Origin of the sequence: Streptomyces sp. NPDC087270, assembly GCF_044744625.1 — a bacterium.
GTDB lineage: Bacteria > Actinomycetota > Actinomycetes > Streptomycetales > Streptomycetaceae > Actinacidiphila.
On the sequence record NZ_JBIUYR010000001.1, the window covers coordinates 716,141 to 729,135 of the forward strand.

The 12,995-nt window shown below is 71.0% G+C and carries 11 protein-coding genes; 5 read left to right on the forward strand and 6 right to left on the reverse strand.

The annotated features are described in order from the left end of the window. Nucleotides 1-24: 24 nt before the first annotated feature. Nucleotides 25-1,239 carry a cytochrome P450 gene (locus ACIPAE_RS03165; RefSeq protein ID WP_402442658.1) on the reverse strand — a complete coding sequence of 405 codons (1,215 nt, stop codon included), beginning with the start codon at nt 1,237-1,239 and terminating at the stop codon, nt 25-27. A gap of 275 nt (nt 1,240-1,514) precedes the next feature. On the opposite strand from ACIPAE_RS03165, the gene clpB reads away from it, so the two are divergent. From clpB to ACIPAE_RS03185, 4 genes are all read left to right on the forward strand, one after another. After that, entirely contained in the window at nt 1,515-4,145 is a 2,631-nt protein-coding gene (gene clpB / locus ACIPAE_RS03170) for an ATP-dependent chaperone ClpB (RefSeq protein WP_402442533.1), read from the forward strand. Continuing rightward, nucleotides 4,142-4,717 carry a YbjN domain-containing protein gene (locus tag ACIPAE_RS03175; protein ID WP_329366416.1) on the forward strand — a complete coding sequence of 192 codons (576 nt, stop codon included), beginning with the start codon at nt 4,142-4,144 and terminating at the stop codon, nt 4,715-4,717. Before clpB ends, ACIPAE_RS03175 begins: the two co-directional genes overlap by 4 nt. 211 nt (nt 4,718-4,928) lie before the next feature. Then, complete coding sequence (locus tag ACIPAE_RS03180; RefSeq protein WP_366409769.1) at nt 4,929-5,534, forward strand: GNAT family protein; 606 nt, start codon at nt 4,929-4,931, stop codon at nt 5,532-5,534. A 200-nt stretch (nt 5,535-5,734) separates the two neighbouring features. After that, nucleotides 5,735-6,202 carry a PASTA domain-containing protein gene (locus ACIPAE_RS03185; protein WP_366409770.1) on the forward strand — a complete coding sequence of 156 codons (468 nt, stop codon included), beginning with the start codon at nt 5,735-5,737 and terminating at the stop codon, nt 6,200-6,202. 30 nt (nt 6,203-6,232) lie between these two features. Here ACIPAE_RS03185 and ACIPAE_RS03190 read toward each other — a convergent pair whose 3' ends face one another. Beyond that, a complete protein-coding gene (locus ACIPAE_RS03190) occupies nt 6,233-7,177 on the reverse strand; it encodes an alpha/beta fold hydrolase (RefSeq protein ID WP_402442536.1) in 945 nt (314 codons plus the stop codon). A 97-nt stretch (nt 7,178-7,274) separates the two neighbouring features. Between ACIPAE_RS03190 and ACIPAE_RS03195 the strand changes: the two genes are divergently transcribed. Then, nucleotides 7,275-7,880, forward strand: coding sequence for a TetR/AcrR family transcriptional regulator (locus ACIPAE_RS03195; RefSeq protein ID WP_402442538.1), 606 nt, complete (start codon nt 7,275-7,277; stop codon nt 7,878-7,880). Nucleotides 7,881-7,941: 61 nt separating this feature from the next. On the opposite strand, the gene ACIPAE_RS03200 is transcribed toward ACIPAE_RS03195, so the two are convergent. The 4 genes from ACIPAE_RS03200 to ACIPAE_RS03215 all read right to left on the reverse strand — a co-directional run bounded on the left by ACIPAE_RS03200 (nt 7,942) and on the right by ACIPAE_RS03215 (nt 12,775). Next, nucleotides 7,942-8,736: a carbohydrate ABC transporter permease gene (locus ACIPAE_RS03200; protein WP_329374084.1), complete on the reverse strand. Its 795-nt coding sequence runs from the start codon at nt 8,734-8,736 to the stop codon at nt 7,942-7,944. Between the two features lie 103 nt (nt 8,737-8,839). After that, nucleotides 8,840-9,835 (reverse strand): carbohydrate ABC transporter permease, encoded by a 996-nt coding sequence (locus ACIPAE_RS03205; protein ID WP_402442540.1) that lies wholly within the window; start codon nt 9,833-9,835, stop codon nt 8,840-8,842. Nucleotides 9,836-9,840: 5 nt separating this feature from the next. Then, nucleotides 9,841-11,136 carry an ABC transporter substrate-binding protein gene (locus ACIPAE_RS03210; protein ID WP_402442542.1) on the reverse strand — a complete coding sequence of 432 codons (1,296 nt, stop codon included), beginning with the start codon at nt 11,134-11,136 and terminating at the stop codon, nt 9,841-9,843. A 22-nt stretch (nt 11,137-11,158) separates the two neighbouring features. Then, complete coding sequence (locus ACIPAE_RS03215; protein WP_402442544.1) at nt 11,159-12,775, reverse strand: FAD-dependent oxidoreductase; 1,617 nt, start codon at nt 12,773-12,775, stop codon at nt 11,159-11,161. Nucleotides 12,776-12,995 lie beyond the last annotated feature (220 nt).

The window sequence follows — 12,995 nt, forward strand, 5'->3', positions numbered from 1 at the left end:
GCGGTGGCGTTGCCCGCGCGGGGCTCAACCGTCCAGCCGGACCGGCAGTTCCTCCACGCTGTTGCCGACGAAGCCCGGCAGGGGCGGCAACTCGTCCTCGTCCACGGCCATCGCCAGCCGCGGATACGCCCCGTACAGCGTGCGCAGCGCGACCGCGGCTTCCAGGCGGGCCAGCGGGGCGCCCAGGCAGTAGTGGGCGCCGTGCCCGAAGGAGAGGTGGCGGGTGCCCGGCGGCCGGGTGATGTCGAACCGGCCCGCGTCGGGGCCGTATTCGCGCGGGTCGCGTCCGGCGGCGGCGTACCCGGCGAGCACGGGCGTGCCGCGCGGCACCCTGGTGCCGTCCACGTCGAGGTCGGTGGTGGGGTAGCGGAACGGGAAGTTCGCCACCGGGCTGTCCCAGCGCAGCGTCTCCTCGATCACCGCGTCCCAGGAGGCTTCACCCGAAAGAACGAGGTCGCGCTGACCGGGGTGGCCGCACAGGGCGCGCACCGCGTTGGTGATGAGATTGAGCGTGGTCTCGTGCCCGGCGACGATCATCAGCAGCAGGGTGCCGGTCACCTCCTCGTCGCTCAGCCGCTCGGCGCCGTCCGTCCGGTCCCCGTCGCGGGCCGCGATCAGCGCGCTGGTCAGGTCGTCGCCGGGGCGGGCCCGGCGCTCGGCGACGACATCGGCGAGCACGCCGTGGATCGCGCGCTGCGCGGCCATCGCGTCGGCGGCCGAACTGGAGGTGCTGACCAGGAGGTGGGTGAGGTCGTGCAGGCGGTCGCGGTGCGCCGGGGCCACCCCGAGCAGCTCGCTGATCACGCCCATCGGCAGCGGGTACGCGAAGTGCGCCCGCAGGTCCACCACGCCGTCCTCGCCCGCCCGGCCGGGCAGTTCGGCCACCAGGTCGCCGGCCAGCCGCTCGATCCAGGGGCGCATGGCGGCCACCCGGCGCGGTGTGAACGCCTTGGTGGCCAGCCCCCGCAGCCGCCGGTGGCTGTCGCCGTCGGCCGTCGTCATCCCGTTGACCAGGGCGAAGGCGTTGAGCTGCCACTGGTCCGGGATACGGCCCTCCTGGAGTGCGGCGAAGTGCCGGGCGTTCTTGGCCACTTCGGGGTCGGCGAGGAAATCGCGCAGTTCCCGGTAGCGGGAGACGATCATGCCGGGGACGCCGTCGGGCAGCATCACCGGACAGGCGGCCGCGCGCTCGCGCAGTATGGCGGCGTCGGCCCGTACGGACGCGCCGCTGGCGTCCATCGGATACGGGTCGGCGGGGCCGGTCGTGCCGGCCGCGCCGGCCGCGCCGGCTGGGCCGGTGGACTCCGTGGACTCCGTGGGCTCGGTCGGGCCGGTCGGCCGGGAATCCGTCGGGTGTGCCGAGCTCATGGGTCCTCCCGAGACGGTGCCCCGAACCGGTGCGCGAACCTGTGCCCGGAATCACCTTGAGTGGAATAGACTCAACTTGCTTCATGTTCCTGTGATCAGGTTGAGGTACATGGTAGCGACGATCGAATGAGGAGGACAGCACGCCCGTGGAAGCCGAGCTGACCAACAAGAGCCGGGAAGCGCTGAACAGCGCCAACGCCAAGGCCGTCGCGGAGGGGAACCCGGACCTGACGCCCGCGCATCTGCTGCTCGCTCTGTTGAGCGGCACGGACAACGAGAACGTGCTCGACCTGGTGGCCGCGACCGGCGCCGACCCGGCGGCGCTGCGCGCCGACGCGGAGCGGCTGGTGGAGAGCCTGCCGTCGGTACAGGGGGCCACCGTCGCACCCCCGCAGGCGAACCGTGACATGCTCGCGGTCATCGCCGACGCGTCCCAGCGCGCCACGGACCTCGGCGACGCGTACGTGTCGACCGAGCACCTGCTGATCGGGACCGCCGTCAAGGGCGGCCCGGCCGGCGAACTGCTCAACGCCGCGGGCGCCAAGGCCAAGGCGCTGCTGACGGCGTTCGAGAGCGCCAGGGGAGGGCAACGGGTGACCAGCCAGGACCCGGAGGGCACCTACAAGGCGCTGGAGAAGTACGGCACCGACTTCACCGCCGCCGCCCGCGAGGGCAAGCTCGACCCGGTGATCGGCCGGGACCAGGAGATCCGCCGGGTGGTCCAGGTGCTCTCGCGCCGGACCAAGAACAACCCGGTGCTGATCGGCGAGCCCGGCGTCGGCAAGACCGCCGTCGTGGAGGGCCTGGCCCAGCGCATCGTCAAGGGCGATGTCCCCGAGAGCCTGCGCAACAAGCGGCTGGTCTCCCTCGACCTGGGCGCGATGGTGGCCGGGGCGAAGTACCGCGGCGAGTTCGAGGAGCGGCTGAAGGCGGTGCTCGCCGAGATCAAGGACAGCGGCGGGCAGGTCATCACCTTCATCGACGAGCTGCACACCGTCGTCGGCGCGGGCGCCGGCGGCGACTCCGCGATGGACGCGGGCAACATGCTCAAGCCGATGCTGGCCCGCGGCGAGCTGCGGATGGTCGGCGCCACCACGCTGGACGAGTACCGCGAGCGGATCGAGAAGGACCCGGCGCTGGAGCGGCGCTTCCAGCAGGTGCTGGTCGCCGAGCCGACCGTCGAGGACACCGTGGCGATCCTGCGCGGCCTCAAGGGCCGCTACGAGGCGCACCACAAGGTGCAGATCGCCGACTCCGCACTGGTCGCCGCCGCGACGCTCTCCGACCGCTACATCACCTCCCGCTTCCTGCCCGACAAGGCCATCGACCTGGTCGACGAGTCCGCGTCCCGGCTGCGGATGGAGATCGACTCCTCGCCGGTCGAGATCGACGAGCTCCAGCGCTCGGTGGACCGGCTGCGGATGGAGGAGATGGCGCTCAAGAACGAGACCGACCCCGGCTCCGTGCAGCGGCTGGACAAGCTCCGCAAGGACCTCGCCGACCGCGAGGAGGAGCTGCGCGGCCTGACCGCCCGCTGGGAGAAGGAGAAGCAGGGCCTGAACCGGGTCGGCGAGCTGAAGGAGCGGCTCGACGACATCGTCACCCGGATCGAGCGGGCCCAGCGCGACGGCGACTTCGAGGCCGCGTCGAAGCTGATGTACGGGGAGAAGCCCAAGCTGGAGGAGGAGCTGGAGGAGGCCACCCGCGAGGAGCAGGAGGCCAAGACCAGGGGTGCCGACGAGAAGATGGTCAAGGAGGAGGTCGGCCCGGACGACATCGCCGACGTCGTCGCCGCCTGGACCGGCATCCCCGCCGGCCGCCTGCTGGAGGGCGAGACGCAGAAGCTGCTGCGGATGGAGGACGAGCTCGGCAAGCGGCTGATCGGCCAGACCGAGGCGGTCCGCGCCGTCTCCGACGCGGTGCGCCGCTCCCGCTCCGGCATCGCCGACCCGGACCGCCCCACCGGCTCCTTCCTCTTCCTCGGCCCCACCGGTGTCGGCAAGACCGAACTGGCCAAGGCGCTCGCCGACTTCCTCTTCGACGACGAGTGGGCCATGGTCCGCATCGACATGAGCGAGTACGGCGAGAAGCACTCGGTGGCCCGGCTGGTCGGCGCCCCGCCCGGATACGTCGGGTACGAGGAGGGCGGCCAGCTCACCGAGGCGGTCCGCCGCCGCCCGTACAGCGTGGTGCTGCTCGACGAGGTGGAGAAGGCGCACCCGGAGGTCTTCGACGTCCTGCTCCAGGTCCTCGACGACGGCCGGCTCACCGACGGCCAGGGCCGTACCGTCGACTTCCGCAACGCGATCCTGATCCTCACCTCCAACCTGGGCAGCCAGTACCTGGTCGACCCCAAGCTGGACCCGGAGCAGAAGAAGGAGAACGTCCTCGCCACCGTCCGCGCCTCCTTCAAGCCGGAGTTCCTCAACCGGCTGGACGACATCGTGGTGTTCTCCGCGCTCGACCAGGACGAGCTGCGCCGGATCGCGCGGCTGCAGACCGCCCGGCTCGCCGAGCGGCTCAGGGACCGCCGGCTCACCCTGGACATCACCGACGGTGCCCTGGACTGGCTCGCCGAGGAGGGCAACGACCCCGCCTACGGCGCCCGCCCGCTGCGCCGGCTGATCCAGACCGCGATCGGCGACCCGCTGGCCCGCGCCATCCTGGCCGGAGAGGTGCTGGACGGGCAGAACGTCCGGGTGGACCGGGCGGTCGACGGGCTCATCGTCATGGGGGAGGATGGCGGGGAAACGTCACGAAGGGAACCCTCACGGTGAGCATCGACCCCTCCTCGATTCCGAACTTCGGGAGCCAGCCGGAACCCGACCAGCCGAGCGGAGGACCCACCGCCAACGTGGTGATCCCGGACCAGGACCTGGTCAAGCAGCTCCTCGACCAGATGGGGCTCAAGCACGCCATCGACGACGAGGACGACCTCCTGGCGCCGTGGGAGGAGTTCCGCACCTACTTCATGTTCCGCGGCGAGGCCCAGCAGCACGTCTTCGCGGTGCGCACGTTCTACGAGCGCACGTACTCCGTCGACGAGAAGGCACAGCTCCACGAGGCGATCGACGAGTGGAACCACCTCACGCTGTGGCCGAAGGTCTACACGAACACCGACGACGAAGGCGCCGTCCGCCTCGTCGGCGAGGCCCAGATGCTCATCGGCATGGGCGTCAACCTCGACCACTTCGTGGCCACCACGGTGAGCTGGGTGCAGGCGTCCATCGAGTTCAACAAGTGGCTCGGTGAGCGGCTGGGCCTGGAGGAGGCGGCCGGCGACGACAGCGACGGCGAAGGCGGCTCCGACTCCGGCTCCGGCGACTCGGGCGACGGCTCCGAGGGCTGAACGAAGGAAGTGCCGGGCGAGGAATCGTCCGGACCCGCACACGCACCTCCACGGGCGCCCGGGACGAAGCAGGTACGCGCACGCACGCGTACGACGTCCCGGGTGTCCGTGCGTGCGCTGAGCGTGCGTGCGCTGAGCGTGCGGGCGCCGAACGTCGGCGCAACCGAACGGGCGTACGTGTCCGGCGCGGTGGGTCAGTAAGGTGTTGGCCATGGCTTCTCCGCGTGGTGCCGATCTGACGGCGCCGACCATCCTGCGTGCCCACGGGCTGGTGCTGCGCCCCGTCGTCGCGTCCGACGAACCGGCGGTCGCGCGGGCGATGACCGATGGCGAGGTGCTCCAGTGGGCCGCGGGCATGGCGGTGCTCGACGCACCGCCGAAGGACCGCGCCACGGTGTGGCTGTCGGCCCGCCTCACCGCGTGGTCGACCGGCACCGCGGCGTTCGCCGTGACCGACCCGGCCGATGACGTCATGATCGGCTACCTCGGCCTGCGCGACGTGCACCGGGTGCCCGACCAGGCGGTGGCCGGGTACTGGGTGACGCCCGCCGCCCGCGGCCGCAAGGTCACCGCCCGCGCTCTGGACGCCGCCGCGGACTGGGCCTTCAGCCCGGCCCACGCCGGCGGCCTGGGACTGCACCGGATCGTCCTCGACCACGTCCTGCACAACGTCGGCTCCTGCCGGGCCGCCCTGCGGGCGGGGTTCGCGGAGGAGGGCGTGATGCGGGAGGCGTTCGTCGAGCCGAACGGAAAGCGGCACGACTGCCACCTGCACGCCCGGCTCGCCACGGACCCGTCCGCGCGGCCCTTCGACTGAGCGGACCTGCGGCCGAACCGAGCGGCGGAGCGGCGGAGCGGCTGGGTCGGTCGGCCGGGCGGTGCGTACGGCTGAGCCCGGACCTGTGACTGTGACTCAGGTCTCATCGGGGGCGTGCAGCAGACGGGACCGCTGCCGCGTCGGGAAGGGGAGAACGCAGCACGGACGACACCCCCTTCGAGCAGGAACCGGTGAACGCCATGAACGACTCGACCAACAGCGCCGAAGCGCCGCACTCCGGCACCGCCACCACCGCGCGCGGAGCCCGTCGCAAGCGGGCCACCGCCGTCGCCGGTATCGCCACCGCACTCGTCCTGGCCGGTGCCGGCACCGCCCTGGCCGCAGGCGGCGGCTCGCACACCTCGCATCCGTCGCACACCTCGCACCGGTCGCACACCTCGCGGCCGGCCGCCACGGCGGCCCACAAGACCACCGCCGACGGGAACGTCACCACCGTGCAGTACGGCGACATCCCGATCCAACTGGCCGGCTTCAGCCTGGACATGGCCAGGGCCGAGCTGGTGGACAAGGCTCAGCTCAAGATCGGCACCGTCACCAAGGCGTCGCCCCGCGGCTGCAAGCCGACCTCCGTGCTCGCGGTCTCCCCGCACGCCCCGACCGTCGTCCACAAGGGCGACACCGTCGACCTGACCATCTGCGCCGCCTGACCCGACGGGGCCTGAGGACCGCCTCCCGCCCTACCCGACGCGCTCGCGATCGATGAACGCGGTCAACGCGCCCACCACCGCGTCGGGCTGCTCGTCGGGAATGAAGTGCCCGGCACCAGGGATGACGGCTCCGGTCACGTGGTCCGCCCAGGGGCTGATGGAGGCGGCCATGTCCGGGATCGAGCCGTGGGACGAGGAGACCGCCAGGATCGGGACGGCCAAGTGCCGCCGTCCGAGGGCCTCATGGTTCCCGCGCGCCGATTCCGCGGCGGCGCGGTAGTACGAGAGCGACGCCCGCAGCCCGCCCTCCGCCGCGACGGCGGCGGCGTAGTGGTCGATCTCGGCGTCGTCGAACGTGTCCGGGGACAGCGTCTTGGCCTTCAGGAACCAGTCGACGTAGTCGCGTTCGCGACCGGCGAGCAGCGTCTCGGGCAGGTCGGGCACGAGGTGGAACGCGAAGTGCCAGGTCTTCCAGGCGCGTTGGGGGTCCGTCGGGATGGCGTCCGGGAGGCTGATACCGGGAATGCCGGCGTCGAGCAGGGCGACACCGTGCAGGCGCTCCTCGTACGCCAGGGCCAGCGAGAAGGCGACCCAGGCCCCGATGTCGTGGGCCACGAGCCAGTACTCCTCCACGTGGAGCGCGGTCACGGCGGCGTGGACGCGCGAGGCGACGGTGTGCGTGTCGTAGCCGTGTGGAGGGCGGTCGGAGTGGCCCTGCCCCGGCAGGTCGATCGCTATCACGTGGTACCGCTCGGCGAGGCCCGGCATCACCTTGCGCCAAGCCCACCAGGTCTGCGGGAACCCGGCGAGCAGGACGACGGCGGGGCCGCTCGGCCGACCCCCTTCCACGGCATGGAGGCGGATGCCTCCGGCATCGACCCAGCGGTGGCCGAAGCCCGCGAGGTCGTGCAGCGGCAGCCCGGAGATCGGGTGCTGCCCGGGGGAGCGGTTCTCGGTGGTCGCGGTGTCGGTCATGCCGCGAGCCTAACCTATCTTGAACCGATCAGTTCAAGATAGGATGGGCAGGGGCCGCGACGAAGTGGCCCGAGCCCGTCGACGAGGTGCGTGCGTGATGGCCGGGAAGAAGCAGTTCGATGTGGACACCGCGCTCGACGCGGCGATGGTCCGGTTCTGGCGAGCCGGATACGCCGACACCTCCCTCGACGACCTCTCCCGGGCGACCGGACTGAACCGCAGTTCCATCTACTCCTCGCTCGGCGACAAGGACACGCTCTACCTGCGCTGCCTGGACCGCTACGCCACGCGGTACGGAGGCAGGTACGACCAGGCCCTCTCGGCCGCGTCCGAGGAACCGCTGCGGGCGGTACGGGCCTTCTTCGAGGTCACGCTCGCGCGCATCGCCGACCCCGACGTGCCGGACGGATGCCTGGTCGCCCAGACCGCGATGGCGGTACCGGTGCTGAACCCCGCCATCGCCGCGCGCGCGATCGAAGCCCTGGCCATGCAGCGCACCCGGCTGCGGACCGCCCTGACCGCCGCGGACCTGGCCGACCCCGATGCCGACGCCTTCGCGGTCCACCTCGCGGCGGTCAACCAGTCGCTGGCCGTGATGAGCAGAGCCGGCACGAGCAGCCGGCAACTCCACACGATCGTCGACATCAGCATCAGCGCACTCGCCCACGCACTCCCCACCCCCACCCCCGCCCCCAACCCCTGAGCCCGAGCCCGAGCCCGCCGACGCCCTGTCCCGGGCGAACCGGAGTGGGGGGCGTGTCGGGTCAGCCCTTCAGGCCGGTTTGCGCGAGCCCTTCGACGAAGTGGCGCTGGGCGGCGATGAAGACGGCCAGGACGGGGACGACCGTCGTCACGGAGGCGGCGAGTTGGACGTTCCACAGGTGGGAGCCGTAGGCGTCGGTGTACTGGGTGAGGGCGACCGGGAGCGTGTAGTTGCGCTTGTCGGTCTCGTAGACGAGTGGTTCGAGGTACATGTTCCAGCTGTTGAGGAACGTGAAGATCGCCACCGACGCCAGCGCCGGCCGGGCCAGCGGCAGCGCCACCCGGAAGTACAGGCCGAACCGGTTCAGACCGTCCATGCGGCCGGCGTCCTCGAGTTCGTCGGGGACGGCCAGGAAGAACTGCCGCATCACGAAGGTGCCGAGCACGCTCGGCGCCCCGAGGATCGGGATGACGATCAGCGGCCAGTGGGTGTTGGTCAGCCCGAGCCGGTCGACCATCTTGAACAGCGGGATGACGGTGACCTCGGTCGGGATCAGCAGGCCGCTGAGGATCAGCGGGAACAGCACCTTGTTGCCGGGGAAGGGGATGCGGGCGAAGGCGTACCCCGACAGGGACGCGACCACCATCGTGCCCGCGGTGACGAGCAGCGCGATGTAGAGGCTGTTCAGGTACTGATGGGCCAGCGGGTAGTTCGCGAACGCGGTCTTGTAGTTGGACCACTGCGGGTGCAGCGGCAGCAGCTTCGGCGGATAGCCGAGCACCTCGTTCTCCGGCAGGAGGGAGGAGGTGATCATCCACCAGGTCGGGAAGACGAAGGGGATCGCGAGCACGACCATGACCGCGTACAGCAGGGGCTTCTTCCACCTGCCGCGGCGCCGTCCGGGTGGTCTCGGCGCGGTGGCCGCGTCCCGGAGCGCGACCGGGTGGCGGGCGGCTGTCTCAAGACTCATAGAACACCCACTTCTTGCGCAGGCGCCACTGGATCAGGGTGAGCACCAGGATGATCGCGAACAGGACGACCGCGACGGCGCTGCCGTATCCGAAGTCGTGGTTGTCGAACGCCTGCTGGTAGAAGAAGTACACGAGGACGTTGGTCCGGTTGTCCGGGCCGCCCTCGGTGAGGATCTGGATCTGCGCGAACACCTGTAGGGAGCCGCTGATCGTCACGATCGTGGTCAGCAGCGTCGTGGGGCTGATCATCGGCAGGATCACCGAGCGGAACCGGCGCCACGGCCCCGCGCCGTCGATCTCCGCGGCCTCCAGCAGCGACCGCGGTACGCCTTGGAGGGCCGCGAGGAACAGCACCATGTTGAGCCCGACGTTCTTGAAGACCTGCACGATCACGACCGACACCAGCGCCGAGTCGTCGCCGCGCAGCCAGTTGGGTCCGTCGATGCCCACCGCGTGCAGCAGCGCGTTGATGCCGCCGTTGTTCTGCAACAGGAAGTTCCAGGTGATCGTCCAGGCCACCAGCGAGACGACGACGGGCGAGAAGAAGAGCGTCCGGAACACCGTGGTGCCGCGCAGCCGCTGGTTCAGCAGCAGGGCCAGCAGCAGGGCCAGGGAGATGTTGATCACCACGAGCCCGACGCAGAACAGCACCGTGGCCCGCGCCACCGACGGCGTGGCCGGATCGTGGATCAACTGCGAGTAGTTCTTGGTGCCCACGTACGTTGTCACGCCGGAGAGCACGTTGGACTTGTGGAAGCTGTAGTAGACGACCGCGATCAGGGGGTAGAGGACGAAGGCGAGGAACCCGAGGGTCTGCGGCAGCACGAACAGCCAGCCGCTGAAGGCATCCTGCCGCCGCAGCGTCCAGAACCGCCCGGGCCCGGTCCGCGGCCTGGTCGGTGACTCGGTCCGTGATCCGGTCCGTGATCCGGTCCGTTGCTCGGGGGCGCTCGCCCCCTGTCGCGTGGGCGGTATCTCCCTCATGGCGGTCACTCGGACAGGGCCGGTGCGATCGCCTTGCAGACGCCCGCCAGCACCGAGTCGACGTTCGCGCCGGCCTTCCACATCGGATCGAGCGCGTTCTGCACGAGGTTGGCGATCTTGGCGCTGTCCTGGTGGGACGGAAGGACGGCGCCGTTCTTGATGCCGTCGATGACCACCTGCTGCAACTGCTGCGGGGTGAAAAGGGGGTTGGCGCCCGCCAGGGTGCCGGTGGTGAGCTGGCTGGTGCGGGCCGGCGGGAAGTAGCGGGCGAGCTTGGCGGAGTTGGCCGGGTCGGAGAAGTACGCGAGGAAGTCGGCCGCCTGCTGCTTGTGCGAGCCCTTGGTCAGCACGCCGATGCCGGCCTGCCCGATGACCTGGGACGCGCCGGTCGGGCCGGACGGGAGCGGGACGATCCCCCAGTCGAACGGATGGTTCGCCAGCAGCGTCGCCCGGCTGATCTGGGTGACGGTGAGGGCGGACTCGCCGGCGAAGAAGTCGGCGGTCTCACCGGGGCCCGGCAGCGCCTTGTCCGTGAAGATCGCGTCGTGCAGGAAGGTCATCGCCTGCCGCATCGCGGGCGCGTCGAACGTGCAGGTCTTCCCGTCGGCCGACCACGCGTCGGCCCCCCAGCCGCGCCACAGTGCGGCGAGTTCGATCCAGGTCTTGTAGTCCCAGTCGCGGATCACCAGGCCCTGCTTGTCGGTGTGGGCGGCGACCCGCGCGGCGATCTGCTCCGCGTTCTGCCACGTCCACTGGTGGGCGGCCACCATCTGGTCCGGGGTCTGCTTCACCCCGGCCTTCTTGAGCAGGTCCTTGTTGTAGAACATCCCGAACGGCGAGGTGGAGAAGGGGTACGCGTACAGGTCCCCGCCCTGCTTCCACAGCTTGGTGGCCGCGGGCGTCAGGTCGCCGTACTGGTAGCCGGCCGTCTTCTCCAGGGTCGGGGTCAGGTCGGTGAGCGCCCCGGACGTGACGAAGTCGGGCGCGTCCCGCTCCAGTACCCAGGCCATGTCCGGCGGGTTGCTGCCGGCGATCTGGGTGGTCAGGGCGGTGGTGTAGTTGTCGATCGGGATGTAGTCGAAGGTGATCGACCTGATGTCCGGGTGGGTCTTGCGGTACTCCGCCGCGATGCTGTCGAACAGCGCCGTCTGCGACTTGTCATTGCTCCACACGGTCATCCGCAGCGACACGTTCGAGTCGTCGCCCGAGCCGGACCCGTTCGAGCACCCCGCGAGCGGGACGACCAGCAGGGAGACGGCGGACAGCGCGAGGGAGGTGAGCCGGAGGCGTCTGGTTCTCATCGTTGCTCCAGAGGATTCGGTTCTAGTAGCCGCGGATCTCGGGCCAGGCCAGCGGAACACCGCGCCCGGACAGCAGGGACTGGTAGTCGTGGAGGTGGTCGGGCGTGGCGTGCACGCCGTGCGGCGTACGGCCGGTGGCGACGCAGTGCGCGGCGAGCGCGCCGGCGGCCTCGCCGATGTTCCACTCGACCGGATGCAGGCGGTAGGCGCCGTTGGTGATGTGCGTGGTGCCGATGTTCTTGGCGGCCGGCAGCAGGTTGGCCATCCGCCGGGGCAGCAGCGCGCCGAGCGGGATCTGGAACGGGGTCGACGCCACGTCGAGGTAGGTGTCGCCCCCGGTCGAGGGGTGCAGGTCGATCCGGTACATGCCGATGCCGACCGAGTCCGGGTAGCGGGTCGCGCCGCGCTCGCCGCGGATCTCCAGCGAGACGTCGTCCTCGCGGATGGTCGTGACGGCCCGGATACGGCGGGACTCCCGCACGTAGATGTCCTGGGCCAGGCCGTCGTCGGTGCCGAGCAGGTCACCGCGCAGCCGCAGGGACGGGAAACCGGTGCCGCCGTCGGGCCGCGGCGCTTCGGTCTGCATCCAGTACAGCGCCGACAGCGCCAGTTCGCGCGCGCCCGCCCGGTGCTTGGCGGCCTCGTCGGCCGAGACCTCGAAGAGCGGCCCGTCCATGTAGTCGATCATCGGCCAGTTCACCAGGGTGATGTCACTGGCGTAGGCGCCGGGTTCGAAGAGCTTGCGGGCCGCGATACGGCGGAACCGCCACAGGTCGTCGGTCCCGGCGTCCTTGCTCTGGTCCGCCTCGACGGACAGCGGGTCGTCGTCCGGGTTCGGGTCGAGCCGGCCGTTCGACGGTTCGAGGGTGCGCGGGTTGGGCCAGGAGAACGCGAGCAGCGGTCCCGGCCAGACGTCCGGGCGGACCGACCGCCAGTAGTCGTACGTCGCCGGCCGGTCGATGGTGTGGTCGCCGTCCACGTGGTCGACGGCGAAGCACCAGGACGCGGCCTGCATGGTCAGCGGTTCCGCGGTGTCCTTCGCGCTGGGCTCGCCGGTGTCGTCCCTGGACTCGGCGCCGGTGACGTACTCGGCGCCGCTCAGCGGCAGCAACTCGCCGGTCTCGGTCGCGTCGATCACGTACCGGGCCTGCACGGTGACCGGGCCGTCCCCGGTGTCGCCGTCCGGCACCAGGGTCACCGCGGTGATCGCGTCGCCGTCGACCGAGACCGCGTCCGCGCGGTAGGGCCGCAGCACCGTGAGCCGGCCGGAGCTGCGGGCCGGCGCGAGCATCGCCTCCAGGACCGCCACGGCGACCCGCGGCTCGTGGCAGAGCCGGCTCACCAGGCCCGCGCCCGGGTTCAGTTGGCGAGCCCGCAGGGCCCGCGCGGTCAGCGGGTAGTGGCGCCGGTAGTACTCGCGTATGCCCTCCCGCATCGACCGGTACGAGGCGGTGACGCCGAGCATCTCGACCCACGGGTGCTCGTCCGGCGGGGTGGCCTGAGCGGTGAGTTGGCCGCCGAGCCACCGCGAGCCCTCGGTGAGCACCACCCGTGCGCCGTGCTCGGTCGCGGCCAGGGCGGCGGCTATGCCACCGAGTCCTCCGCCGACGACCAGCACGTCCGTGCGTACTTCCTTCACCTGCACGTCCTTCCTGGTAATTCGTATTAGCGCACGCTAGGGAAGGAACCCGGAGAAGTCAACGACAAGTGCGGAAGCGGTGGGAGGGGGGTGCGGGCGCCTCCTGGAGGGGCTCGGCTTCCGGTCGTACGCGCGGGAGGTCGGCTCGGCGCGGGGCCACGGGCGGGTGGCGCGGCGCGGGGCAACGGGCGGGCGGCGCGGCGCGGGGCAACGGGCGGGC